Source organism: Streptomyces sp. NPDC091377, from assembly GCF_044757045.1.
GTDB lineage: Bacteria > Actinomycetota > Actinomycetes > Streptomycetales > Streptomycetaceae > Streptomyces.
Genome location: NZ_JBIVUE010000004.1, coordinates 376,379 through 400,380 on the forward strand (window position 1 = coordinate 376,379; position 24,002 = coordinate 400,380).

The following is a 24,002-nucleotide window of genomic DNA, read 5'->3' on the forward strand; positions in this document are numbered from 1 at the left end:
CACCCTTTTATTGAATTCAGCGTGCATGGGGTTATTTCTCTGTCATATGCGTCGGCCGGTGCGCGCGTATTTCCGTGTTCCGTTCTTCGGGAAAGTCGAGAAATTCGGGAAAGTCGATCGTCTATTCGAGTAAAGGGAGAACTCATGTCCCAGCAGTCCGCTCAGTCACACGACAGCGTGCGTCCGCCGCGTCCGCCGCTCGTCCTGGACCCCAACGGCGCCGACTGGCAGTCGGAGTTCCGGACCCTGCGCGACAGCGGGTCGGCCGTCCGGGTCGACATCCTCGGGGTGACCGCGTGGTCGGTCGCCGACCCCGCCCTGCTCAAGCAGTTGCTCACCAGCCCCGACGTCTCCAAGGACGCCCGCACCCACTGGCCGGACTTCGGGAACCGGGTCACCACCTGGCCGCTCGCCCTGTGGGTCGCGGTGCAGAACATGTTCACCGCGTACGGCGGTGACCACCGGCGGCTGCGCCGGCTGATCTCCCCCACGCTCAGCGCCCGCCGGATCGCCGCGCTCGCCCCCATGGTGGAGCAGACGGTCTCCGCCCTGCTCGACGGGCTGGCCCCGGACTCCGGGGACACGGTGGTCGATCTGCGGCAGCGGCTCGCCTATCCGCTGCCCATCACGGTGATCAGCCATCTCCTGGGCGTGGCCGACGAACAGACCCTGCACTTCCGTCAGGTGGTCGACGGCATATTCGACACCACGCTCACCCAGGAACAGCAGGCCGCCAACAACGACCGGCTCTTCGCCCTCGCCGACGAACTGATCGTCGCCAAACGCGCCACCCCCGGCGACGACATGACCTCCCTGCTGATAGCGGCCCGGGACGACGAGACCGACGGCAGCGGCCTCACCCACCCGGAGTTGCGGGACACCATCATCCTGCTGATCAGCGCGGGCTACGAGACGACCGTCAACGTCATCGACGAGGCCCTGGTCGCCATGCTCACCCACCCCCGGCAGCTCACCCGGGTCAGGGCGGGCGAGTTCCGCTGGGAGGACGTCGCCGAGGAGACCCTGCGGCTGCAACCGGCCCTGAAGTTCCTGCCCCTGCGCTTCGCCGTCGGCGACCTCACCCTCCCCGACGGGCAGACCATCCGGCGCGGCGAGGCCATCCTCCCCTCCTACGGTCCCGCCAACCGGCACCCCGACTGGCACGGCGACACCGCCGACGCCTTCGACGTCTCCCGCCTCAACAAGGAGCACCTGGCCTTCGGGCACGGCGTGCACTTCTGCCTGGGGGCTCCGCTGGCCCGGATGGAGGTCGCGGAGGCGCTGCGCGGGCTCTTCACCCGCTATCCCGACGTCCGCCTCGCCGTCCCGCACGAGGAGTTACGCCCGCTCGGCTCCATGATCAGCAACGGTCACCAGGCCCTGCCGGTCCGCCTCGGGGCCCCTGGCGACGCCTGAGGGGCTGCCCGGGGGATCGGCTCGTTACCGTGCGGGCCGCCCGCTCCCGCCCCCGGCCCGGTCCCCGTGGTCCAGCTGGGACGCCAGGACCGCCGCCTGCACCCGGCGTTGCACACCGAGCTTGGCCAGCAGCCGGGAGATGTGGTTCTTGATGGTCTTCTCGGAGAGGTACAGCTTCTTGCCGATCTCCCGGTTGGTCAGCCCGTCGCCGATCAGGGCCAGGATGTCCCGCTCCCGCGGCGACAGACTGGCCAGCTCGGGGGCGATCGCCGGGGTCTGGCTCTCGGCCGGGTCGGCGCGCAGCGAGCGCATCAGCCGGGCCGTGGTCGCCGGGTCCAGCATGGACTGCCCGGAGGCGACCGTGCGTACCGCCGAGATCAGGTCGGACCCCCGGATCTGCTTGAGCACATATCCCGAGGCCCCCGCCATGATGGCGTCCAGGAGCGCGTCCTCGTCGTCGAACGAGGTCAGCATCAGACAGGCCAGCTCCGGCATCCGGCTGCGCAGTTCACGGCAGACGGTGATGCCGTCGCCGTCCGGGAGCCGTACGTCGAGCACGGCGACATGGGGGCGCAGCGCCGGGGCGCGGACGAGGGCGTGCGCGACCGTGTCGGCGTCGCCGACCACCGAGATGTCCGGTTCGGCGTCGAGCAGATCGCTCAGTCCGCGCCGTACGACCTCGTGGTCGTCCAGCAGGAAGACCCTGATCGGCTCCTGCTCGGTGAAGGTGCGTGTGTCGGTCATGACGACCCCTTGTTCCCCTGTGGCCTGCGTCGCGGTGTGCCCGGTCGCCGGTGGGCGGTCACCGGGCGGGCCGCGGACTCCCCGGTGGGTCGATCATCGCGCGCCGGGGGCCGGACGCACCAGGGCCGACCGGCCCCAATCGGCCGACCGGGGGGCCGGAGGCCGGGGGAGGACTGAGGGCGGCCGGGGTGCCGTGGCCCGGGGTGCTCACAGCCGTCCGTGGCCCGAGCCGTACGGGGCGTAGAGGTCCAGCAGCCGGGTGCGCGCGGCGTGCAGCCGGTGGGCGAGGACGTCGCCGACCCACTGGGCCACCGCCCGCCCCAGCGCCGGGTCCTCCTCGCCCATCGCCCGTACGGCCCGGGCGTCGAACTCGTAGGCCCGTACCGGTGTCGTCGCCTCCGCGCCCAGATGCCACACATGCGGGGTGAACAGCCAGGACCAGCCGACGAGTTCGTTGTGGCGGAGCGTCTCGATGACGGCGGCCCGGCGGCCGGGGACATGCAGGTCGAGTTCGACGGTGCCGGTGCGGATGATCCAGAACCGGTCGGCGGCGCCGCCCTCCTCGAACAGCCGGGTGCCCGGGCCGAAGGACACCTCGCGGGCGGTGCTCATGAGCCGCTGCCGGTACTCGGCGGGCAGCGCGCGCAGCATGCTGGGCGTGGCGGTCGTCATCATGGTGTGCCTCCGGACGCGGTGGGTACGGCCAGTGCGGTGGAGGGGCCGGCGCGGCGGCCGGGTCGCCTCCTCCAGAGTGCGCCGGGCGCGTCCCCCCGGCCATGGGCCGCCCGGGCCCGCCCACCGGGCCCTTCGGCTCGTACGGCCGGGCCCGCCCGGCATCGGCGGTGGGTGCCCTTCGGCATCGTGCGGGTGGGCCGTCACGGGACGAGGGTGAGCCGTGTCGGGCAGTGACCGACCGTCCCGGCCCCCTCCCGAAGGGATCACGACCATGGCCGTGCACCACCACCCGCACCGCACTCCGGGTCCCCGCCGGCCCTCCCCGCCCTCCCCGCCCGCCCCGCCCTCCCTGTCCGGCGGGCGCGCGTCCGGCGCCGCCGGGTCCGCGGTACGGGACGAGGGCGCGACCGCGCGGCCCGCCGCGTCGGCGTACGCCCTGGCCGGCCTGCGGCTGGTCACCGGGTTCGTCTTCCTCTGGGTGTTCCTCGACAAGACCTTCGGCCTGGGCTACGCCACCCCGTCCGGCAAGGGCTGGCTCGACGGCGGCTCCCCGACCGCCGGGTTCCTCGGCGGGGTGCGCGTCGGCCCCATGGAGTCCGCGTTCCACGCCTGGGCCGGGGCCGCCTGGGCGGACTGGCTCTTCATGCTGGGCCTGCTCGGGGTCGGACTCGCCCTCACCGCCGGGGTGGCGTTGCGGTGCGCCGCCCTCGCGGGCACGGTGATGATGGCGCTGATGTGGATCGCCGAATGGCCGCCCGCCCGGCACCTGTCGGACGGCTCGGCGAGCATGTCGACGAACCCCTTCGCCGACTACCACCTCGTCTACGCCGTCGTCCTGATCGCCCTCGCCGCCGCCTCGGCCGGCGACACCCTCGGCCTCGGCCGGGCCTGGTCCCGGCTCCCGCTCGTCCGCCGCGGCACCTGGCTGCGGTGACCCCGGAGGAGCGGCCCGGGCCGGTCGGACCCCGGCGGGGACCTCCGACCCCTGCCGGGGCCCCGCCCGGGGACCGAGGCTGGAAGAAGGAACCGTCGAGGGTCCGGCGCGACCGGATCCGTCCGTCCGGGGTCCGTCGCAGGGCCCCGTCCAGGAGGTGGAGACCATGACCCGCCCCGTCACCGTCGGGCTCGACGGTTCGCGTGAGAGCCGCGCGGCGGCCGAGTGGGCGGCCCGCGAGGCGCGGACGCTCGGTGCGCCGCTGAAGCTGGTGCACATCCGGGAGCCCGTGCCCGAGCCCCTCGCGGAGGCCCGCGTCGACGGCAAGGAGACCCACCGGCACTGGTCGGAGCGGGTGCCCCGGGAGGCCGCCGAGGGACTGCGGCTGCGCCACCCCGACCTGGAGGTGACCAGCGGACACCTGGACGGCAGGCCCGCCGAACTGCTGGCGCGGGAGGCGGAGGAGGCCGAGTTGCTCGTCCTCGGCTCACGCGCGCTCGGCCCGGTCGGCGGCTTCGTGCTCGGCTCCGTCGGACTCGCCGTCGTGGCCCGCACCGAGCGGCCCGTCGTCCTGGTCCGGGCCGAGGCACGGGCCGCCGACGCACACGCGCCGGACCCGGCGGGCACCCCCTCCGCCGCCACCCCGAACCGGCCCGTCGTCCTCGGCCTCGACACCGCCGACCCCGACGCCGGGGTGATCGGGTTCGCGTTCCGGGCCGCGGCCCGCCTCCCTGCGCATCCTGCACGCCTGGAATCCACCGCCGTACTCCGCGTACGGCCTGGCCGTCGACCCCGCCCACCACGGCTCGATGGCCCAGCAGCGGACCGCCGCCCTGGACGCACCCCTCGCTCTGTGGCGGGAGAAGTTCCCCGAGGTCGAAGTGGTCCGGGAGACCGGCTACGGCAGCCCCGGCCCGCAGTTGGTGGAAGCCTCCGCCGACGCCTCCCTCGTCGTCGTGGGCCGCCGGGACCGGCGGGGCCCCCTCGGCTCCCGCATCGGCGCCGTCACCCACACGGTCCTGCACCACGCGACCGCCCCGGTCGCCGTCGTCCCGCACCCGTCCCGAGGAGCGCAGCCATGAACACCACGGTCGTAGGCGTCCCGCGCGGCCGGGACGAACGGGAGTACCTGCCGGTCGTCGTCGGGGTCGACGGCTCCGGGCCCGGCCTGCGCGCCGTGGACCGGGCGGCCGACGAGGCGGCCCTGCGCGGGGTGGACCTGCGGGTGGTGTACGCCTCCCTGTGGGAGCGCTACGAGGGCAAGGCACTCGCCGACGCCCTCGGCGGGCCCGCCGACGAGGTGCTGGGCGAGAAGGTCGTCCAGGTGGCCGTCCGTCGCGCCCGGGACCGCCGCCCGGCGCTGCGGGTGTCCGCCGGGACGGTGCCGGAGGAGCCCGGGTACGTGCTGGTGCGGGAGAGCCGCAACGCCTGTCTGCTGGTCCTCGGCAGCCGGGGCCGCGGCGCCCTCACCGAGGCACTGCTCGGCTCGGTCGCTCTCACCGTGGCCGGACACGCCCACTGCCCGCTGATCGTCGTCCGCGGCGACGACCACGACACCCGCTCGCGCCCGCGGATCCTCGTCGGTGTCGGGGAGCCGTTCGCCGGCTCGGCGGCGGTGCGCTTCGCCGTCGACGAGGCGCGGCGGCGCGGCGCGGTCCTGGAGGCCGTACGGGCCTGGCGGCACCCCGCGCGCGGCGGCCCGGACCTGGCCCGGCCCGATGAGGAGTCGGCGCACCGGTGCGAGCGGCGGGCGTGGGAGGCGCTGGAGGAGGCGCTCAGGGGTGTGCCCGCCGGGATGGAGGTGCGGCGGCGGGTCGTCGAGGGTTCCGCGAGGACCGTCCTCGTGGACGCCGCGCACGGTGCCGGTCTGCTGGTGGTCGGCGCCCGGCGCCGCCCCAGGACCTTCGGCCTGCAACTGGGCCGGGTGGCCCATCGGGCGCTGCACCACGCGGACTGCCCGGTCGCGGTGGTGCCGGAACGGGATGACGGGCAGAGCGTCGGTCAGCGTCTCGGTCAGAGCTTCGCCGCGTGGTCCGGGACGTAGGTCTGCAGATCGCGCGGCGGACGCTCGTAGCCGGTGGACGGCGGGCGCCGCGGCAGTTCCAGGACGGGCGGCGGGATCTCCTGGTACGGCATCGAGTCCAGCAGATGCGCGATCGTGTTCAGCCGGGCCCGGCGCTTGTCGTCGCTCTCCACCACGAACCAGGGCGCCTCGGTGATGTCGGTGTGCACCAGCATCTCGTCCTTGGCCCGGGAGTACGCCTCCCAGCGGGTGATCGACTCCAGGTCCATCGGGGAGAGCTTCCAGCGCCGCAGCGGATCCTCCAGACGCTTGCGGAACCGCTCCTGCTGCTCAGTGTCGCTCACCGAGAACCAGTACTTGCGCAGCAGGATCCCGTCCTCCACCAGCATCCGCTCGAAGATCGGGCACTGGCGCAGGAAGAGCTGGTACTCCTCCTTGGTGCAGAAGCCCATCACATGCTCGACGCCGGCCCGGTTGTACCAGGAGCGGTCGAACAGCACGATCTCCCCGGCGGCCGGCAGATGCTCGACGTAGCGCTGGAAGTACCACTGGGTGCGCTCGCGCTCGGTCGGCTTCGGCAGCGCGGCGATGCGGGCGACACGCGGGTTGAGATGCTCGGAGACCCGCTTGATGGTGCCGCCCTTGCCGGCCGCGTCCCGTCCCTCGAAGACCACGACGAGCCGGGCGCCCGTGGCCCGCACCCACTCCTGGAGCTTCACCAACTCGGTCTGGAGCCGCAGCAGTTCTTTCTCGTACACCGCGCGCGGGACCTTGGCCGGCTTCGTCGCCTTCGCCGCCTTCGTCGTCTGCTTGTCGGCCATGCCGCCCTCCGCCGCCTACGTTCATGGTCGAACACGTGGACGTCACCGTACGTTCCCGGGGCCGTCGGCGCACCCCGGCCCCGCTCAGATCGCCGGGACTTTGGGCAGGTCCGGGCTGATCTCGAAGACCCCGCCCAGCCGGGTGGCCCGCAGCAGCCGTGCGAACCCCCCGCCGCCCGCGACCAGGCGCAGCCTGCCCTGCCGGGCCCGTACCCGGTTGCGGGTGCGGCACAGCACGCTCAGCCCGGCGCAGTCGATGAAGGTGACCTCGCGCAGATCCAGCACCAGGTCGGGGCGGGGGCCCGAGGTCAGCGCGTCGAGCCGGGCCGCGAGGGGTGCGGCGGTCATCAGGTCGATCTCGCCGTACAGCGCGACGACCGTGGTCCCGTCGACGGTCCGGACCGACGGTGTGGGGATGGGCCGCGTGGGGTTCTGGCACATGCTCTGATGAAACCGCCCGCCGCTGACCTGGCAGAAGGGCCGGACGGTCCCCGCCGGGCGGGCCGGGTGGGGCAGGCCGGACGCGGGTGCGGGTCACCGTGTGTGCGCGGTGCCCCGTCCCGCGTCACCGGACCGGACCGGGCCGATCGGCCCAAGCGGACGGGGGCCATCTCGGTCAAGATGGACTTACGTGGCGCATGTGGTGGGTGGGGGCGAAGGGATGTGACGAGCATGGCGGAACGGACGAGGGACGGCGCGGCGGGCGAACGGCCCCTCGGGGATCTGGGACGCCGTCTCGCCACCCGGCGGGCCGACCTCGGTCTGACCAGGGAGGACGTCGCCGAACGCGCCAGCATGGCGCCCAGCTACATCCGCTATCTGGAGGAGCATCCCGGCGCCGCCCCCGACCGGGGAGCGCTGCTCGGTATCGCCGCCGCCCTGGAGACCTCGGTCTCCGAGCTGTCCGGCGGCACGGCCGACCTGCCGCCAGGACCGGAACAGGCATCGCGTACCGCCGAGTTCACCGAGCTGAGCGAGGACGAGTCCCGCTCCCTGCTCGGCAGCCACGGCGTCGGCCGGATCGCGGTCCCCACCTCCTCGGGGCCGGTCGTCGTGCCGGTCAACTACAGCGTGGTGGACGGCGCGGTCGTCTTCCGCACCGCCGACGGCGCCACCCCCTCGCTCGCCGCGGGCCGCCGGGTCGCCTTCGAGGTCGACCGCATCGACGACGCGTTCAGCCAGGGCTGGAGCGTGCTGGTCCGCGGGCGCGGCGAGGCGGTGACCGGCACGGACGACACCCGCAGACTCGCGGAGGCGGCCTACAGCGAACCGTGGGCCGGAAACGGCCGCGACCTGTGGATCCGGGTCGACGCCCAGGTGATCACGGGCCGCCGCATCACGGTATGAGGCCGCCGCGTGGGCGACGCGGGCCGCGTGTCCGGAGTGGTGTGAGCCCCGGTGCCCGCGAGAAGGGAAACCCGGACCCGGCGTCGGCGGGCGCGTGCCGGGAGCCCCCTGTGGATGCCGAACGGCCCTGTCGTAAAGGGCCGTTCGGCGTTGCGCCGGGGGCTTCCCGGCGGCTCCCCGGGGGGTGGGCGGGACCTCACCATCGGGCACACAGGAGAGTGCCCGAAGGGAGCCGGGGTCATGACACCGCAGCATGTGACGGTCGGGGTGGACGGGTCGCCCGGATCCGTGCGGGCGCTGGACCAGGCCGCCGAGGAGGCGGACCGCAGGGGCGTCGGACTCCGGGTGGTGTACGCCGTACAGGACCGGGACGCCGCAGGACCGGTGCTGGACTCCGCCGTCACCCGGGTCCGCGCCCGCCACCCCGGCCTGCCCGTGGAGCCCGTCGCCGTGGCGGGCGGCGCCGCCCGGGCGCTGGCCCGCGAGAGCGCGCAAGCCCTGCTCACCGTCGTCGGCTCGCGCGGCCTGGGCGCGCTGACCGCCCTGCTGTGCGGCGCGGTCGGCCCCCGGCTGCTCGCCCGGGCGCACGGCCCCGTGATGGTCGTCCGGGGCGCGCGGCCGTACCGCGCCGACCGCCATGACGTCCTGCTCGGACCGGAGCACGACACCGACACGGCGGTCTACGCCCTCCAGGAGGCGGCGCGGCGCGGTACCCGGCTCCAGGTGGTGACCGGGGCGCGGGCGCCGTACCCGGCCCAGGACCCCCGCCCGCCGCGCGGCACCCGCACCGGGTACACCGCGCTCGTGGAGGCCACCCGCGGCGCCGCCGTCATGGTCGTCGGCACCCCTCGCGCGGCCGGGACCCGGCACGGAGGGCCCGCCCGGGCGCTGCTGCACCACGCGCACTGCCCGGTCATCTACGTCCCGGCGGGCTGACCCGACCGGCGACGGCGGTCGTCCCGCCCGGTCAGTCGGCCACCAGCCGTACCCCGGTCACCAGGTCCGGCCGGATCCGGACCGTCTGGTCCATCTCCTGGTCCACCCAGGGCCGCACCAGCGCCTGACAGCGGGCCAGCTCGGCCGGATCGGTCACCAGCCGGGCGTACCCCGTGACCACCACGCTCCAGCCCAGCCGGGTCTCCGGGTCGAAGGAGTCGGCCTCGTAGGCGACGACGACCCCCGGCCCGTCCTCCGACTGGGCGTGGGTGGTCAGGGCGGCGCCCTCGTGGGTGCGGATGACGATGTCACCGTCGTCCAGCGCGTGGTTGACCGGGCGGACCGTGGGCAGCGCGTGCCGGGTGAAGACGATCCGCCCCAGCGAGACCCCGCCCAGCAGCCGCAGCGCCTCGGCCCCGTCGATCTCGACCCGGCGCCGGACGGGGGCCCGCCGCGCCGGTGCTTCGCCCGTGTGCGTCATCTCGTACCTCATGGGGTGCCGACCCGTGCCCGCAGCAGCCACAGCGTGCCGCGCTCGATGGTGAACTCCAGGGCGCAGCGGGTGCCGTGCAGCTCCTCCAGCCGGGCCAGATGGGCGGAGAGCCGCCGGTGGGAGGCCGGGTCGAGCCGGTCCAGGGCGGTCAGCGGCAGGGTGTCGCGGACCCCGGCCGACACGTCCGCGCCCTGCGCGTCGGGCAGATAGGCGCCGTAGGGGCCGGGCCGGCCGGTGACCGGGTCGTGGGTGACGGCCACCCCGCTGCCGGAGTCGGGCCCGAGATCGCCGTAGACCATCCGCTGCACGGTCACCGCCACGCCTTGACCGTCGTCGTCGTGGGCGCGCAGCACGGCGAGGATCGCCTGGCCCAGTTGCTCGGCGGGCGACTGGGGGAACGCCCGGCCGGTCCGGTCCAGGATCAGCCGTTTGTACGACTCCACCAGCTCGGTCAGCTCCTCGGCGTCCAGGTGCGGTTCGTCCGGGGTCTCGTGATCCCGCTCCAGCTCGGTGAGGGCCGTCTCGAAGCGGTCGGACTCCACGCCCATGACCGTGCTGCCGAAGGTGTGGACGAGCCGGCGGTAGGAGTCCCAGGCGAACCGCTCGCTGCCGGACGCCTTGGCGAGGCCGGTCACCGTGCCGTCGTTGAGTCCGATGTCCAGGACGGTCCGCGCGGCCCCCTCGTCGGGCCGGACGGACACCAGGAGCGGGTCGTCCCGGCCGCCCAGCAGCCGGCCCGCCTCGCGCTCCAGGGTCCGCAGATGGCGGGAGACCTCCGCCATCAGGCCCTCCGGTTCCGTGCCCTCGGCGCGCAGGGCGCGGCCCGCCTCGGTGGTCACGGTGAAACCCGCCGGTACCGGCAGGCCCAGCCGGGCCAGCTCGGCGAGGCCGGCGCCCTTGTCGCCGAGCAGCTCCGCGGTCTCCCGGCCGCCCTCGGGGAAGTCGTACACGTAACGGCCCATGACACGCTCCTCGGGTCGACGGTTCGGACCGGTCCACGGTCACGGCACGCTTCCAGCGTCCGACGCGGACGCCCCGAGGGGGAGGTGCTGTCCTTCCCCACCTCTAGGGCCGAACGACCCAACCGACACGGCCCAACCGACACGACCCAACCGACACGGCCCGGGCCCGGCGCCGCGGCCCGCCCGGGTGGTGGACCCGTCCGGTACCGCCCCGATACCGCCCCGTGCCCCGGGTGGGTACGGTGGGCCTGGCCGGAGGGGGCGGTGTGCGGACGTCCAGCAGGCCGTTCGCAGGGCCGTTCACCAGTCCGTTCAGCAGGCCGTTCACCAGGCCGCTCAGCGGCCCGTTCGCAGGACCGGAGGAGACGACGCAGGTGGCAAGCCCCGAGCAGCCGTGGGAGACGCGGGTACGACTACCGCAGCTGAGGCTGGACGAGCTGCTGGAGGAGTTGCAGGCGCGGATCGACGCCGCCCGCGGCACCCGGGACCGGGTGCACAGCCTGCTGGAGGCGGTGCTCTCGGTCGGCCGGGAGCTGGACCTGGAACAGGCGCTGCGCAGCATCGTGGAGGCCGCGGCTGCCCTGGTCGACGCCGAGTACGCGGCGCTCGGCGTGATCGGCCCGGACGGCAGACGGCTCTCCGCGTTCCACACGGTCGGCGTGGACGAGGACCGGATCGCCGCCATCGGCCACTACCCCGAGGGCCACGGCATCCTCGGCGAGCTGATCCGTCACCCGGAGCCGCTGCGCCTGGACAAGCTCTCCGACCACCCGGCGTCCTACGGCTTCCCGGCCAACCACCCGCCCATGAACACCTTCCTCGGCGTCCCCATCCGGGTCCGCGACCAGGTCTTCGGCAATCTCTACCTCACCGAGAAGCGCGGCGGCGTCCGCTTCGACGACGAGGACGTCGCGGTCACGGCCACCCTCGCCGTCGCCGCCGGGGTGGCCATCGACAACGCCCGGCTCTACGAGGAGTCCCGGCTGCGGGAACGCTGGCTGCGGGCCACCGCCGAGATCACCCACGTCCTGATGTCCGGCGATGAGCGCGGCGAGGTGCTGCGGCTGATCGCCGACCGGGCGCGGGAGATCATGGGTGCCGCGCTCGCCGTGGTCGCCATGCCGATGGAGGACACCGACGCGCTCGGCGTGGAACTCGCCCTCGGCCCGCAGGCGGAGGAGGTGCGCGGCCTGGTGCTGCCCGCCGACGCCGGGCTGATGGGCGAGGCGTTCACCACGGTCACCCCCGTGACCAGCCCGGATGTCTCCCAGGACGACCGGGTCGCGGTGGGCTCCCCGGCCTTCACCGGACTCGGACCGGCGGTCGCCGTGCCCATCGGCACCCGGGACGGCGGGGTGCGCGGGGTGGTGCTGCTGATCCGGGAGAGCGGGCGGACGGTGTTCACCGCGACGGAGATCGAACCCCTCCAGGGCTTCGCCGCGCAGGCCGCGATCGCCATGGAACTGGCCGAGCGGCGCCTGGACGCCGCCCAGGTCGCGGTGCTCAGGGACCGCGACCGGATCGCCCGCGACCTGCACGATCTGGCCATCCAGCGGCTCTTCGCCACCGGTATGACCCTCCAGAGCGCGGGCCGCTTCATCGAGCACCCCGAGGCGTCCGAGCGGGTCGTGCGCGCGGTGGACGACCTGGACGAGACCATCAAGATCATCCGCTCGACCATCTTCGGGCTCCGCACCCGCGAGGGCGCCGCCGGGGCGGGGCTGCGCTCCCGGGCCGTGCGGGTCGCGGGCGAGGCCGCCCCCGTCCTCGGGTTCGCGCCGAGCGTCCGGATGGAGGGGCTGCTCGACACCGACGTACCGCGTGAGATCGCCGACCATGTGGTGGCCGTGCTCTCCGAGGCGCTCACCAACATCGCCCGCCACGCCCGGGCGAGCCGCGCCGACATCGCCCTCACCGCCGACGCCCACGAGGTCCGCCTCACCGTCACCGACAACGGTGTGGGCACCCCGGCCGACGGCCGCCGCAGCGGACTGCGCAACATGGCGGAGCGGGCCGCGCAGTGCGACGGCGCCCTGGACCTCGGCACCCCGCCCGGCGGCGGCACCCGCCTGACGTGGCGGGCCCGCCTGCCCCGGACCCCCGGAACCCCGCCGAGCCCCACGGGCGAGTAGCACCAGATCCGCACCCCGCTCATCGGCCTGCCCGCCCCGCCCGTTCACGTCGGCAGGTGGAACGGGACCGTGGTGATGACGATCTTCGGCAGGCGGCGCAGGGAGCGGCGCAGGCGGGGGGCCGTGCGGCTGTGGAGGAACTGGTGGCGGCGGTGGCGGGTGACGATCTCCGGGAGGATGACGGTCAGGGTCAGACCGGGGTTCAGCCGGTGCAGGGTCTCGATGTAGTGCACCAGCGGTGCCACCACCGCACGGTAGGGCGACAGCACGGTCTGGAGCGGGAGATGGTCGCCCCACAGCGACCAGTACGCGCGAAAGCGCCGCTCCTCCTCCTCGGTGGTGCTGATGTGGACGACGAGCACCGGCTGGGCGAGCGACGCGGCGTAGGCGAGGGTGCGCATCGCGGCGAGGTCCAGTGTGGCGACGGCGACCACCGACAGATGGCGGATCTCCTCGGGGAGTTCCTCCGACTCCCGCAGATCCGCGGCCGACCCGGTACGCACGGCGGGCGTCAGCGGTCCCGCGCCGGGGCGGGCGGGCAGGTCCACGGCGTGCGGGCGCAGCCGCAGGGCCTCGCGGGTGGTGGCGTAGTGCCGGTGGACCCGGGTCGTCACCAGCAGGAACACGGCGATCGCGAGCAGCGCGACCCACGCCCCGGAGGTGAACTTGCTGACCCCGGCCGTCAGCAGCACCAGCCCCGACAGCACCGCGCCCGTGGCGTTGAAGACGAGGCTCTTGCGCCAGTGCGGATCGCGCCGCCGCCACCAGTGCACGACCATCCCCGACTGGGACAGCGTGAACGCGAGGAACACCCCGACCGCGTACAGCGGGATCAGCGCCCCGGTCCGCCCGTCGAAGGCGACGTACACCAGGGCCGCCGCCAGTGACAGTGCCACCGTGCTGTTGCTGTACGCCAGCCGGTCGCCGAGGCGCAGGAACACCTTCGGCGCGTAGTCGTCGCGGGCCAGCAGGGACAGCACCCGGGGGAAGTCGTTGTAGGCGGTGTTCGCCGCCAGCAGCAGCACGGCGGCGGTGGCCGCCTGGACGTAGACGTAGAACCAGCCCTGCCCGAACGAGAGATGGGCGAGCTGGGACAGGGTCGTCTCGTCGGAGCGGGGGACCACCCCGGTGAGATGGATGAGTACGACGATCCCCGCGAACATCGCGATCAGCAGCCCCACCATCCAGGTGAGGGTGGTGCGGGCGTTGCGCCACTCCACCGGCCGGAAGGCGGGCACCGCGTTGGAGATGGCCTCGATCCCGGTCATCGCCGTGGCGCCGGACGAGAAGGCCCGGGTGATCAGCAGCAGCCCGACCGCCTCGGTGACCGGCACCGAGGGCGTCGGCGCCGCCCGGAACCCGTCCTGCGCGGCGTCCACCAGACCGGCCCCGATCAGCGCGAACATCGCGACGACGAACGCGTACGTCGGCGCCGCGAACAGCGCCCCCGCCTGCCGGATGCCCCGCAGGTTCCCCGCGAGGAGCAGCACGATCACTGCCACGCCCAGCGGCACCGTCCACGGGGTGAGCCCCGGCAGCGCCGAGGTGATGGCCGCGATGCCGGAGGCGATCGACACGGCGACGGTCAGCACGTAGTCCGTCATCAGCCCGGCCGCCGCGACCAGCCCCGCCACCGGCCCCAGATTGTCGCCCGCGACGATGTACGAGCCGCCGCCGTGCGGGTAGGCGCGGATCGTCTGCCGGTACGACACCCCCACCGCCAGCATCAGGAACACGATCACCGCGGCGACCGGGAAGGTGTACGCCAGCCCCGCCGCGCCCGCGAGCACCAGGACCGTCAGCATCGCCTCCGGCCCGTACGCCACCGAGGACAGCGCGTCCGCCGACAGCACCGGCAACGCCACCAGCTTGCGCATCCGCTCCGTGACGAACGCCGAACTCGCCAGCGGCGCCCCCAGCAGGACCCGCCGCAGGACCGCCCCCCGCGGGTTCGCCGCCGCTTCGGCTTCTTCGGGGGCTTCGGCCCGGTCGGCCGGTCCGGCTTCTCGGGCTGGTCCGGCCGATCCAGCCGGTTCAGCCGGTTCGGCCGGTCCGGTGGGTGGGGTGGCGTGGCCGGGGCCGGGCAGTGGGGGGAGCGGGATCAGCCGGCCGAACCAGGCCGGGGCCGGTTCCGCGGAGCGCGGGAAGCGGCCCATGTCGGGTTCGACGGGCAGCGCCCGGCGCCATACCGACGGCGCCGCCGAGACCCGGTTCCAGGCCCGGCCGACCCGGCGCAGCGCCCGTACCTGCTCCTCGCTCATGCCCGGCAGCACCGCCGCCGGCCCCGGCGGTCCCGATGTGTCGCAGCCCCGGTGTCCGTTCGCGTCCGTCACGTCCGCATCCTTTGGCACCCGGCCGTCAGGTCCGCCTCACGACACCCCCGTTCACCCGGCCGCCGACCCTGGGATGCAGACCCGTACGACCGCTGCAATGCTCGGAGTCAGGTGTGCACCGGTCGGCCCGGTCCGGGACGGCCTTCGGAGTGACGCGGCTCCGAGAACCCGGCTGTGCCAGGGATCCGCGGGGAGCGACCGCCCCCCTCCCGAACGAGCCGTGACGGCGTGACGGCTCGTTCGGCCGCCCGCCTCGGACCCCCGCCCACCTCGGAAACCCGCTCACCCCGGAAAGGGGAAACGTCATGAAGTTCGGTCGTTCTCGCACCCTCGTCGGCTCCGTCGCCGTGGCCCTTCCACTGGCCCTGGCCGTCGGCGCGGCCCCGCAGGCGTTCGCCGCCGCCTCCCCCAGCCCGAGCGGCAGCGCAAGCGCCGGTACGAGCACCAGCCCCAGCGCGAGCGCCAGCACGAGCGCCAGCCCCAGCGCGAGCACGAGCACGAGCGCCAGCCCGAGCGCCAGCGCCTCCGCCAAGGCGGGGACCTTCGGCACCGGCTGCAATGTACTGCCCACGTCCGGCAACGGGAGCACCGCGGACTCGGCCACGGAGAAGACCGGTGACGCGATAGCCGACACCAAGGAACTCTCCCAGCTCAACACCCTCCTCAAGAAGGCCAACCTGACCAAGACGCTGAACGACGCCAAGCAGGTCACCGTCTTCGCGCCGACCAACGCCGCCTTCAAGAAGCTCTCGCAGACCGAGCTGGACAATCTGATGAACAACGCGGACCAGCTGAAGAAGGTCCTCCAGTACCACGTGGTGGAGAAGAACATCACCCGGTCGAACCTCGCCAAGGGCTCCTTCACCACCCTGGAGGGCGCCAAGCTGACCACGGCCGGCTCCGGCAGCACCTTCAAGGTGAACAACGTCGCGAAGATCACCTGCGGTGACATCAAGACCAAGAACGGGCAGATCGACCTTGTCGACACGGTCCTGATGCCGCCCTCCTGAGCACCGGGACGCCGTACGCCACGCCACCGCTGCCGCGCGGTCATACCGCCGCGGCAGCGGTGCGCCTGCCGGGTGAGAGGCGGCCCTGACCGGCCCAACCCCGCGTGGCGTATCCGAGCCCCGGGGGCCGGGAATCCGACACTCCCGGCATGACAAACCACACCGCCCGCCCCTCCGCGCGCCTGAGACGGCACGCGAGATCGGCGGGACTCGCCTGTGCGGCGGTGCTGACGGCCGTACCCGTCCTGGTCCTCGGGCCCGCCGCCGCCCCGGCGTCGGCCGCGCCGCTGCCGGGAGGGCTCGGGCCCTGCGTGCCCGGAAGCTGTCCCGACCCCTTCCCCGGGGTCAGCAACGGGCCGATCGCGGGCCGCGACAACGGCATCAACGTGTTCGTCGGAGCCGACTTCGATGTGCGCGGCGCCGCGGCCGAGGCCGAGGGCCGGGTCGTCGTCCTCGACAACTTCGACATGAACAAGAGCGCCGGCGTCAGCCAGATCTACAACGTCGGCGAGGCCGGCGTCGGCTCCCGGGTGCCGCCTCCGGTCGGCGCGGACTGGCTGACCACCGGTGGCGATGTCACCGTGGCACCGGGCCAGCGACTGCTCGCCGAGGCCGGCGTGGTCCGCCACGCGGGCACCGTCACCGGCACCGTCCTCGCCGACCTGGTGGAGGACCCCGACGCCGCCGGCCCGTACACCGCCCTGCGCGACGGACTCACCACGGCCAGCCAGTGCTACGCCCGCGTCGACGGCGCCCTGCGTCCGCCCACCGGCACCGCGGTCAACCAGGGCTTCCAGACCCTGTTCACCGGCGACGGCACCTCGCAGCTCCAGGTCTTCAACGTCGACTTCAACATCGCGAGCGCCAACGGCGGCCAGCAGGGCGTGGCCTTCGCCAACATCCCGGCGACCGCGACCGTCCTGGTCAACATCATCGGGGCCAACCGCACGATCAACACCTACAGCGGCGCCATCGACGACAGCACCGACCCGCTCAACGCCTACCGCGAGCGACTGCTGTGGAACTTCCCCGACGCCACGACCGTGAACCTGAACGGCACCGGGCAGTTCCAGGGCAGTTTCCTCATCGGAAACCAGTCCTCCAGCACCACGGTCACCCTGCCGGGTGTCAACGGACGCTTCTTCACCACCGGCTCGCTCACCCACACCTCGTCATCGACCGGGGGCGGCGGCCAGGAGTTCCACGCCTACCCGTTCAACGGCGACCTGCCCGACTGCGGCGGCACCGTCCCGGTCACCGGTGACGTGGAGGTCGTGAAGACCGACGCCGACACGGGCGACCCGCTCGCGGGTGCCACCTTCCAGCTGTGGGAGGAGACCAACGGCGTCCCCGGTCTCCAGACGACCGGCGCGGACCCGGACACCTCGGTCGGCGACCCGTGTGTGACGGGCACCGACGGCTCGTGCTCGCGGACCGTCGAGACGGGCACCTACTACTGGCAGGAGACGGCGGCCCCCGACGGCTACGACCTGCCCGACAACACGGTGTTCGGCCCGCTGGAGCTGACGACGGAGACCGGCGTCACGGTGACCGCCGAGAACCACCCCACCACGGTCACGCCGATCACGGGTGACGTGGAGGTGGCGAAGACCGACGCGGACACGGGTGACCCGTTGTCCGGTGCGACCTTCCAGCTGTGGGAGGAGACCAACGGTGTCGAGGGGCTCCAGACCGACGGTGCCAACCCCGACACCGAGGTCGGCACCCCGTGCGTGACCGGCGCCGACGGCCTCTGCTCGCAGACCGTGGAGACCGGGACGTACTACTGGCAGGAGACGGCGGCCCCCGACGGCTACGACCTGCCCGACAACCCGGTGTTCGGCCCGCTCGTCCTGAACGAGGACAACGCGTCGGACGGTGTGTCGGCGTCCGCCGAGAACCACCCCACCACGGTCACGCCGATCACGGGTGACGTGGAGGTCGTGAAGACCGACGCGGACACGGGTGACCCGTTGTCCGGTGCGACCTTCCAGCTGTGGGAGGAGACCAACGGTGTCGAGGGGCTCCAGACCGACGGCGGCAACCCCGACACCGAGGTCGGCGCCCCGTGCGTGACCGGCGCCGACGGCGTCTGCTCGCGGACGGTCGAGACGGGCACGTTCTACTGGCAGGAGACCGTCGCCCCCGACGGCTACGAACTGCCGGACAACCAGGTCTTCGGTCCGCTGGTGCTGAACGAGGACAACGCGTCGGAGGGCGTCTCGGTGACCGCCGAGAACGAGCCGACGACGGTCACGCCGATCACGGGTGACGTGGAGGTCGTGAAGACCGACGCCGACACGGGTGACCCACTGTCCGGTGCCACCTTCCAGCTGTGGGAGGAGACCAACGGCGTTCCCGGTCTCCAGACGACCGGGGCCGATCCGGACACGGAGGTCGGCGCCCCGTGCGTGACGGGCGGCGACGGTGTCTGCTCGCGGACGGTCGAGACGGGCACGTACTACTGGCAGGAGACGGCCGCGCCCGACGGGTACGACCTGCCCGACAACACGGTGTTCGGCCCGCTCGTCCTGAACGAGGACAACGCGTCGATGGGTGTCTCGGTGATCGCCGAGGACCACCCGACCACGGTCACCCCCATCACCGGTGAGGTCGAGGTCGTGAAGACCGACGTCGAGACCGGAGCCCGGCTGTCCGGTGCCACCTTCCAGCTGTGGGAGGAGACCAACGGCGTCACCGGTCTCCAGACGACCGGCGCCAACCCGGACACCGAGGTCGGCGCCCCCTGCGTGACCGGCGCCGACGGCGTCTGCTCGCGGACCGTGGAGACCGGGACGTACTACTGGCAGGAGACGGCGGCCCCCGCCGGCTACGAACTGCCCGTACCCGGGGTGTTCGGTCCGCTGCCGCTGAACGAGGACACCGCGGAGACGGGGGTCTCCGTGACCGCCGGCAACCGGCGCATCCCGACCCCGCAGGACAACGGCTCCATCGGCATCGTCAAGACGGACGCCGACAGCGGGGACCCGCTGGAGGGTGCCACGTTCGACCTGTGGGAGGAGACCAACGGCGTTCCCGGTCTCCAGACCAGCGGTGCGAACCCGGACAGCCAGCTCGGGCTGGAGTGCACCACGAACGCCGCGGGCCGCTGCTCCTTCGATCAACTGGAGGACGGCACGTACTACCTGCGCGAGATCCACGCCCCGGACGGCTACGCGCTGCCCGAGAACCCGATCAGCGGGCCGTACGAGATCCGCGGTGACCAGGAGACCGTCACCGCCCGCCTCCACAACGAGAAGGGTCAGGAGCCGCCCAAGCCGCCCAAGCCCTGCAAGCCCGGAGGCTACGGCGACGACGGCTACGGCGACAAGGAGTACGGGGACAAGGAGTACGGCGACAAGAAGGACAAGAACAGCAAGAACAGCAAGAACAGCAAGGACGGCAAGGACAAGGGCGGGCACAAGGACAAGGACAAGGACAAGGACAAGGAGTACGGCGACGGGGGCTACGGCTCCTGCCCCGAGTCCAAGTGACGCCCTGAGCCGGCCGGCCTGACCGGTCGGCCGGCTCGACGGACCGCGCCCGCCCGTCCATGCGACGGCGGGCGCGGCCCTGTTTCCGAAAGGCGCGGCCCTACAGCCCCTGCCGCCACTCCCGCATCAGCAGATAGCCGAGGTACGCCCCGCCCAGGGCCATGGTGTACAGGCCGACGGGAAGGTTGTCGAACAGCGGCAGTTGCTGGGCGGTGAGGTCGGCGAGGACCAGCAGGAGCGCGCCGAGCAGGGTGGACAGGAACAGATGGGGGCCGCCGCCGCGGGTGATCCGCTTGGCGATCTGAGGCGCGGTCAGCGAGATGAACGCGATCGGCCCGGCCACACTGACCGCCCCCGCCGACAGGACGATGGACAGCGCCACCGCCCCCGTCGCCGTCCGGCCGGGGTCGACACCCAGTCCGGCGGTGAGGTCGTCGCCCATCTCCGCGAGCCGCAGCGGGCGGGCGAGCAGCGCGGCGAGGGGCAGCGCGACCAGCAGGACGGCCCAGATGGTGCGGGCGTCCTCCCAGGACCGGGCGGAGAGGCTGCCGTTGATGTAGGCGGTCAGCGCGCTGGCCTTGTCCCGCTCGACGGCGTACACCACGTACTGGGTGAGGGCGGTGGCCATCGCCGCCACCCCGATACCGGCCACCACCAGCCGCCCGGGGTTGCGGAACCCGGTGCCGGTGCTGACGTACACCACCGCCATGGCGATCAGCGCGCCGAGCAGCGCCCCGACCGCCACCGGGACGACATCGGGCAGGAACAGCGCCGCGGCGGCGGCCCCCGCTCCGGCGCCCGCGCCGAGCCCGATCACATCGGGGCTGCCGAGCGGATTGCGGGTGACGGACTGGAACAGGGCCCCGGACAGCCCGAACGCGCCGCCGGTGGCGATGGCGACGACCAGCCTCGGCCCGCGCAGCCGGTTGAGCACGAAGGCGTTCTTGCCGGTGGCGTCCCCGGCGAGCGCGGACGGCAGATCGGGCAGGGCGATACCGAGCCGGCCCATCGACAGGGTCGCGGCGGCGGCAGCGGCCAGCAGCACCAGTACGGCAAGCGCGGCCCCCGCGGTGGCCCGGCGCACGGGAAGGGCGACCCAGGGGCCGACCCGGACGAGCGCACGGCCCGGGCGCCGGGAGGAGGACGGCGGAACCCGGTCCGCCGTGGTCTGCTTCATGTCGCTCCTCTCATCCGGCGCACCGCGAACAGCAGCGCGGGCGCGCCGACGAAGGCGGTGACCACGCCGACCATCAGTTCCTGCGGGCGCAGCAGGATCCGTCCGACGACATCGGCGAGGAGCAGCAGGGTCGGTCCGGCGAGCGCGGTGAACGCGATCTGCGCGCGGAAGTCGGCGCCGACCAGGGCCCGTACGAGATGGGGGACGGCCAGGCCGACGAAGGCGATCGGGCCGACGGCGGCGGTGGCGGAGGCGCAGAGCAGGGTCGCGGCGAGCAGCCCGCCGCCTTTGACGCGGGCGGGGCTGATGCCGAGCGAGGCCGCCTTGTCCTCGCCCATCGCCATGGCGTTGAGGCCGGGCGCGAGCACCACGGCCAGGGCGAGTCCGACGCCGCAGAACGGCAGGACCGCCCAGGCGGCGTCGTAGTCGCGGCCGGCGAGCGAGCCCACCACCCAGTAGCGGTAGGTGTCGAAGACCTGCGGCCGGGACAGCGCGACGGCCTGCACGAACGCGGCGAGGACGGCGGAGAGCACCGCCCCCGCCAGTACCAGCCGCACCGGTCCGCCCCCGCCGCCGACCGAGCCGACGACATGGACGACGACGCCGGTCACCAGGGCGCCCGCGAGGGCCCACCAGATGGTCTCGCGCTGTCCGGAGGCACCGGCGTAGGCGGTCCCGGCGACGATGGCCGCGGCGGCCCCGGCGTTGAGGCCGAGCAGCCCGGGTTCGGCCAGCGGGTTGCGGGTGACCCCCTGCATGAGGGTGCCCGCCACTCCGAGGCAGAGCCCGGCGAGCAGCCCCAGCACGGTGCGCGGGTAGCGGCTCTCGATGACGGTACGGGTGTAGTCCTCGCCGCCGCCGGTCAGGACGTCCAGCACCTCGCGCAGCGAGGTCGGCTGGCTGCCGAACATCACGCTGGCCAGCAGCGCGCCCGTGAGCAGCAGCAGACACAGCGCGAGGGCCGTGAGATACCGGGCCGGCCCGCCGCGCCGCCGGACGGCCGGCCCCTGGTGACGCCGGACGGCCGGCCCGTGGTGACCGGTCGTCACTACTTGGCGACCTTGGCCACGGCCTTGTCGATCATGGGCAGATAGCGCTCGATGGTGTACGGCACGGTCAGCGGGTTGATGATCGAGGAGGCGGTGACGAAGGGCTGGTCGGCGCTGTACACCAGGGCGTCGTTCTTGACCGCCGGGATGGCCGCGTAGAGCGGCTGGGCCTCGATCTCCTTGCGGGTCTTCTCATCGGTGTAGAAGGTGAACACGATGTCGCTGTCGGACAGCTTGTCGGCGTTCTCCAGCCCGATGAGCGAGGAGTCCGTGCCCTCGGTCTCCTTGAACGTGTTCACCACCGGGTCGACCTTCAGGCCCAGCTTGGACAGCATCGCCACCCGCTGCTCCTCGGGCTTGAAGACACCGAGGGTGCCGGGGCCGGAGGTGTAGATGTAGGAGAAGGTGACGTCCTTGTAGCCGGGGCGGGTCGCGCCGGCGTCCCCGAGCTGCTGGTCGATCTTCTCGATGAGGGTCTTGGACTGCTCGGGCTTGCCGAGCGCCTTGGCGATGATCTCGATCTGCTGGTCCCAGTTGGTGGACCACGCCTTCTCGGGGTAGGCGACGGTCGGCGCGATGTCCTTGAGGATGTCGTACTGGTCCTGGGTGACACCCGACCAGGGCGCGAGGATGACGTCGGGCTCCAGCTCGGTGATGGCCTCGATGTCGAGTTCCTCGCCGCCGGTGAACTGCTGGGGCAGTTCGGCGCCCTTCTCCTTGACGGCCTCGTGGATCCAGGGCAGGTAGCCGGTCTTGTCGCTGCCCCAGGGGTAGCTCTCCACGCCGACGGGCACGGTGCCCAGCGCGATGGCGGTCTCGGCGGAGCCCTGGCCGAGGGTGACGACCCGCTTGGGCTCGCTCTCGATGACGGCCTCGCCGAGCGCGCTGTCGAGGGTGACCGGGAACGCGCCGGAGGACTTCGCGTCGTCGGAGCCGCCCTTGGCGTCGGCCTCGTCGGAGCCGCCGCAGCCGGTCAGCACGAGGGCGAGCGCGAGGGAGCCCGCGGCGGCGAGATGACGACGGTGGCGGGTGAGGGCGGGGAGGGACATGACGCACCTTGTCTACTGGGCAGCACGAGGGTGCCTCCGCGGGGGCGGAAGCACACGGCGATCAGCATACAAAGGTAAGCCTAAGCTTACTCAATCGAGGGAGCGGAGGGGGTGGTGGTGCGGGTGCGGTGCGGGTGCGGTGCGAGTGGAGTGCGGGTGTATGAGGTGAAATGCGAATGCCCGAAGCGGACTTGCCTCACCGCCGCAGCGGCACCACCCGGCACGGCCGGGTCGATGAGGCACGGGACGCCGGGGCGCGGGCTGACGGGCGGGACACCGCCGGGCACCAGCCCGTGCACCGCCAGGGTGTCGGCGTCGGCCGGGCCCAGCCGGGCGCGCGTCGTCTCCGGCGCGACGGCCGACCGGGCGTAGTCGAGCCCCCCGCCTCCACGACCTGGCGACCGCGCCGGCGACACTGGCCGGAACACCGGACGACTGAACCGGCACGGCACACCGCCCCCCGAGTGCTCCCGGCGCCCGCCGCCCGCCGCTCGCCCCGAGCGGTTCCCGGCGCCTGTCACCCGCCCCGAGCGGTTCCCAGCGTCCGCCGCCCCCCTCAGCGGCTTCCGACGCCCGTCGCCCCCTCAGCGGCTCACCGCCCCCCGCCCCCGCCGGGTCCCCACCGTGCCGACAGTGTCCGCGCCGCCTCCTTCACCACCGATCCGAAGTACGGCTCGGACTCCTCCGTCAGCCGGCTCATCGGGACGTTGACGCTGAGACTCGCGATCGGCGTGCCGGACTCGCCGAGCACGGCGGAGGCGACCGAACCGACGTCGGACCGCCATTCGCCCCGGTTGACGGCGTAGCCCCGCGCCCGCACCTCGTCCAGGTCGGAGCGGAGCCGGTCGGCGTCGGTGACGGTGGTGTCCGTGTAGCGCGGCAGTCCCTGCGCGAGCAGCGCCTCGACCCGCTCGGCGGGGCAGCCCGCCAGCACCGCCTTGCCGTTGGCGGAGGCGTGCAGCGGCAGGGCGTGCCCCAGGGACATGCTGGTACGCACCGCCTTGGCGGTCTCCAGCCGCTCGACCAGCACCATCCGGTCGCCCTCCAGCACCGTGAGGTGGATCGTCTCGTCGGTGCGCCGGCGCACCTCCTCCATCACCGGCACGGCGGCGTCCCGCAGCCCCAGGTCGCCACTGGCGTGCCGGCCCACGTCCAGCGCCTTGGTGGTCACCGCCCAGCGCGTCACCTCACCCCCGGCCGGCCGGATCCACCCGGCCTCGCCCAGCGTCCGCAGCGCGCGCTGCACCGTGCTCTTGGGCAGCCCCACCACCCGGGACAGCTCACCGACCCCGATCGGCTGCCGGGCGGCGACCTCCTCCAGCACCCGCAGCGCGTTGAGAACGTTCTGCATCCCCGATGCCTCCTCGTTGACTCCGGTACAGCCCGGCCCTACCATCCCTGTACCTT

The 24,002-nt window shown here is 73.4% G+C and carries 18 protein-coding genes and 2 pseudogenes; 9 read left to right on the forward strand and 11 right to left on the reverse strand.

The annotated features are described in order from the left end of the window. Window positions 1–144 precede the first annotated feature (144 nt). Complete coding sequence (locus ACIQNG_RS11910; protein WP_401484266.1) at window positions 145–1,416, forward strand: cytochrome P450; 1,272 nt, start codon at window positions 145–147, stop codon at window positions 1,414–1,416. 24 nt (window positions 1,417–1,440) lie between these two features. On the opposite strand, the gene ACIQNG_RS11915 is transcribed toward ACIQNG_RS11910, so the two are convergent. Further along, a complete protein-coding gene (locus ACIQNG_RS11915) occupies window positions 1,441–2,160 on the reverse strand; it encodes a response regulator (protein WP_401484268.1) in 720 nt (239 codons plus the stop codon). 207 nt (window positions 2,161–2,367) lie between these two features. After that, on the reverse strand, window positions 2,368–2,835 hold the full coding sequence (locus ACIQNG_RS11920) for a cyclic nucleotide-binding domain-containing protein (RefSeq protein WP_401426130.1): 468 nt from the start codon (window positions 2,833–2,835) through the stop codon (window positions 2,368–2,370). 271 nt (window positions 2,836–3,106) lie between these two features. On the opposite strand from ACIQNG_RS11920, the gene ACIQNG_RS11925 reads away from it, so the two are divergent. From ACIQNG_RS11925 to ACIQNG_RS11935, 3 genes and pseudogenes are all read left to right on the forward strand, one after another. Next, the gene (locus tag ACIQNG_RS11925) at window positions 3,107–3,769 is read left to right on the forward strand and encodes a hypothetical protein (RefSeq protein ID WP_401484270.1); all 663 of its coding nucleotides are present in this window, start codon (window positions 3,107–3,109) and stop codon (window positions 3,767–3,769) included. Window positions 3,770–3,935: 166 nt separating this feature from the next. Beyond that, window positions 3,936–4,851, forward strand: a pseudogene (locus ACIQNG_RS11930) (universal stress protein). Beyond that, complete coding sequence (locus ACIQNG_RS11935) at window positions 4,848–5,813, forward strand: universal stress protein (RefSeq protein ID WP_401484272.1); 966 nt, start codon at window positions 4,848–4,850, stop codon at window positions 5,811–5,813. The pseudogene ACIQNG_RS11930 and the gene ACIQNG_RS11935 overlap by 4 nt, the downstream one beginning before the upstream one ends. Here the strand turns inward: ACIQNG_RS11935 and ppk2 are convergent. Together ppk2 and ACIQNG_RS11945 are read right to left on the reverse strand one after the other, a co-directional pair. Then, complete coding sequence (gene ppk2, locus ACIQNG_RS11940) at window positions 5,783–6,613, reverse strand: polyphosphate kinase 2 (protein WP_401484274.1); 831 nt, start codon at window positions 6,611–6,613, stop codon at window positions 5,783–5,785. The genes ACIQNG_RS11935 and ppk2 overlap by 31 nt on opposite strands. An 84-nt stretch (window positions 6,614–6,697) precedes the next feature. After that, complete coding sequence (locus ACIQNG_RS11945) at window positions 6,698–7,054, reverse strand: STAS domain-containing protein (RefSeq protein ID WP_401426141.1); 357 nt, start codon at window positions 7,052–7,054, stop codon at window positions 6,698–6,700. 231 nt (window positions 7,055–7,285) lie between these two features. On the opposite strand from ACIQNG_RS11945, the gene ACIQNG_RS11950 reads away from it, so the two are divergent. Further along, window positions 7,286–7,960 carry a helix-turn-helix domain-containing protein gene (locus tag ACIQNG_RS11950; RefSeq protein WP_401426143.1) on the forward strand — a complete coding sequence of 225 codons (675 nt, stop codon included), beginning with the start codon at window positions 7,286–7,288 and terminating at the stop codon, window positions 7,958–7,960. Window positions 7,961–8,200: 240 nt separating this feature from the next. Beyond that, complete coding sequence (locus ACIQNG_RS11955; RefSeq protein WP_401484277.1) at window positions 8,201–8,896, forward strand: universal stress protein; 696 nt, start codon at window positions 8,201–8,203, stop codon at window positions 8,894–8,896. Window positions 8,897–8,927: 31 nt separating this feature from the next. Here the strand turns inward: ACIQNG_RS11955 and ACIQNG_RS11960 are convergent, their stop codons facing one another. Continuing rightward, the gene (locus ACIQNG_RS11960; protein ID WP_401426147.1) at window positions 8,928–9,377 is read right to left on the reverse strand and encodes a pyridoxamine 5'-phosphate oxidase family protein; all 450 of its coding nucleotides are present in this window, start codon (window positions 9,375–9,377) and stop codon (window positions 8,928–8,930) included. Between the two features lie 17 nt (window positions 9,378–9,394). Then, a pseudogene (locus ACIQNG_RS11965) lies at window positions 9,395–10,351 on the reverse strand (pyruvate, phosphate dikinase); the annotation flags it as partial. 374 nt (window positions 10,352–10,725) lie between these two features. On the opposite strand from ACIQNG_RS11965, the gene ACIQNG_RS11970 reads away from it, so the two are divergent. Next, entirely contained in the window at window positions 10,726–12,483 is a 1,758-nt protein-coding gene (locus ACIQNG_RS11970; protein ID WP_401484279.1) for a GAF domain-containing protein, read from the forward strand. Window positions 12,484–12,527: 44 nt separating this feature from the next. On the opposite strand, the gene ACIQNG_RS11975 is transcribed toward ACIQNG_RS11970, so the two are convergent. Then, entirely contained in the window at window positions 12,528–14,744 is a 2,217-nt protein-coding gene (locus tag ACIQNG_RS11975; RefSeq protein ID WP_401484463.1) for an APC family permease, read from the reverse strand. A 377-nt stretch (window positions 14,745–15,121) separates the two neighbouring features. Between ACIQNG_RS11975 and ACIQNG_RS11980 the strand changes: the two genes are divergently transcribed. Together ACIQNG_RS11980 and ACIQNG_RS11985 are read left to right on the forward strand one after the other, a co-directional pair. Beyond that, a complete protein-coding gene (locus ACIQNG_RS11980) occupies window positions 15,122–15,826 on the forward strand; it encodes a fasciclin domain-containing protein (RefSeq protein WP_401484281.1) in 705 nt (234 codons plus the stop codon). A 149-nt stretch (window positions 15,827–15,975) separates the two neighbouring features. Continuing rightward, a complete protein-coding gene (locus tag ACIQNG_RS11985) occupies window positions 15,976–19,320 on the forward strand; it encodes a SpaA isopeptide-forming pilin-related protein (protein ID WP_401484283.1) in 3,345 nt (1,114 codons plus the stop codon). A 100-nt stretch (window positions 19,321–19,420) separates the two neighbouring features. On the opposite strand, the gene ACIQNG_RS11990 is transcribed toward ACIQNG_RS11985, so the two are convergent. From ACIQNG_RS11990 to ACIQNG_RS12005, 4 genes are all read right to left on the reverse strand, one after another. Continuing rightward, the gene (locus ACIQNG_RS11990) at window positions 19,421–20,497 is read right to left on the reverse strand and encodes a FecCD family ABC transporter permease (protein WP_401484285.1); all 1,077 of its coding nucleotides are present in this window, start codon (window positions 20,495–20,497) and stop codon (window positions 19,421–19,423) included. Further along, on the reverse strand, window positions 20,494–21,546 hold the full coding sequence (locus ACIQNG_RS11995) for a FecCD family ABC transporter permease (protein WP_401484287.1): 1,053 nt from the start codon (window positions 21,544–21,546) through the stop codon (window positions 20,494–20,496). Before ACIQNG_RS11995 ends, ACIQNG_RS11990 begins: the two co-directional genes overlap by 4 nt. Further along, window positions 21,546–22,595, reverse strand: a complete 1,050-nt coding sequence (locus tag ACIQNG_RS12000; RefSeq protein ID WP_401484289.1) for an iron-siderophore ABC transporter substrate-binding protein — start codon at window positions 22,593–22,595, stop codon at window positions 21,546–21,548. The genes ACIQNG_RS11995 and ACIQNG_RS12000 overlap by 1 nt, the downstream gene beginning before the upstream one ends. Before the next feature lie 592 nt (window positions 22,596–23,187). Then, on the reverse strand, window positions 23,188–23,946 hold the full coding sequence (locus ACIQNG_RS12005) for an IclR family transcriptional regulator (protein ID WP_401484291.1): 759 nt from the start codon (window positions 23,944–23,946) through the stop codon (window positions 23,188–23,190). Window positions 23,947–24,002 lie beyond the last annotated feature (56 nt).

Bases quoted from the DNA above. Each gene is read 5' to 3' on its own strand.
- ACIQNG_RS11955 (WP_401484277.1), top strand. From the start codon at position 8,201: ATGACACCGCAGCATGTGACGGTCGGGGTGGACGGGTCGCCCGGATCC.
- ACIQNG_RS11975 (WP_401484463.1), bottom strand. From the start codon at position 14,744: ATGAGCGAGGAGCAGGTACGGGCGCTGCGCCGGGTCGGCCGGGCCTGG.
- ACIQNG_RS11960 (WP_401426147.1), bottom strand. From the start codon at position 9,377: ATGACGCACACGGGCGAAGCACCGGCGCGGCGGGCCCCCGTCCGGCGC.
- ACIQNG_RS11945 (WP_401426141.1), bottom strand. From the start codon at position 7,054: ATGTGCCAGAACCCCACGCGGCCCATCCCCACACCGTCGGTCCGGACC.
- ACIQNG_RS12000 (WP_401484289.1), bottom strand. From the start codon at position 22,595: ATGTCCCTCCCCGCCCTCACCCGCCACCGTCGTCATCTCGCCGCCGCG.
- ACIQNG_RS11990 (WP_401484285.1), bottom strand. From the start codon at position 20,497: ATGAAGCAGACCACGGCGGACCGGGTTCCGCCGTCCTCCTCCCGGCGC.
- ACIQNG_RS11915 (WP_401484268.1), bottom strand. From the start codon at position 2,160: ATGACCGACACACGCACCTTCACCGAGCAGGAGCCGATCAGGGTCTTC.
- ACIQNG_RS11910 (WP_401484266.1), top strand. From the start codon at position 145: ATGTCCCAGCAGTCCGCTCAGTCACACGACAGCGTGCGTCCGCCGCGT.
- ACIQNG_RS11980 (WP_401484281.1), top strand. From the start codon at position 15,122: ATGAAGTTCGGTCGTTCTCGCACCCTCGTCGGCTCCGTCGCCGTGGCC.
- ACIQNG_RS11950 (WP_401426143.1), top strand. From the start codon at position 7,286: ATGGCGGAACGGACGAGGGACGGCGCGGCGGGCGAACGGCCCCTCGGG.
- ppk2 (WP_401484274.1), bottom strand. From the start codon at position 6,613: ATGGCCGACAAGCAGACGACGAAGGCGGCGAAGGCGACGAAGCCGGCC.
- ACIQNG_RS11935 (WP_401484272.1), top strand. From the start codon at position 4,848: ATGAACACCACGGTCGTAGGCGTCCCGCGCGGCCGGGACGAACGGGAG.
- ACIQNG_RS11985 (WP_401484283.1), top strand. From the start codon at position 15,976: ATGACAAACCACACCGCCCGCCCCTCCGCGCGCCTGAGACGGCACGCG.
- ACIQNG_RS11920 (WP_401426130.1), bottom strand. From the start codon at position 2,835: ATGATGACGACCGCCACGCCCAGCATGCTGCGCGCGCTGCCCGCCGAG.
- ACIQNG_RS11925 (WP_401484270.1), top strand. From the start codon at position 3,107: ATGGCCGTGCACCACCACCCGCACCGCACTCCGGGTCCCCGCCGGCCC.
- ACIQNG_RS12005 (WP_401484291.1), bottom strand. From the start codon at position 23,946: ATGCAGAACGTTCTCAACGCGCTGCGGGTGCTGGAGGAGGTCGCCGCC.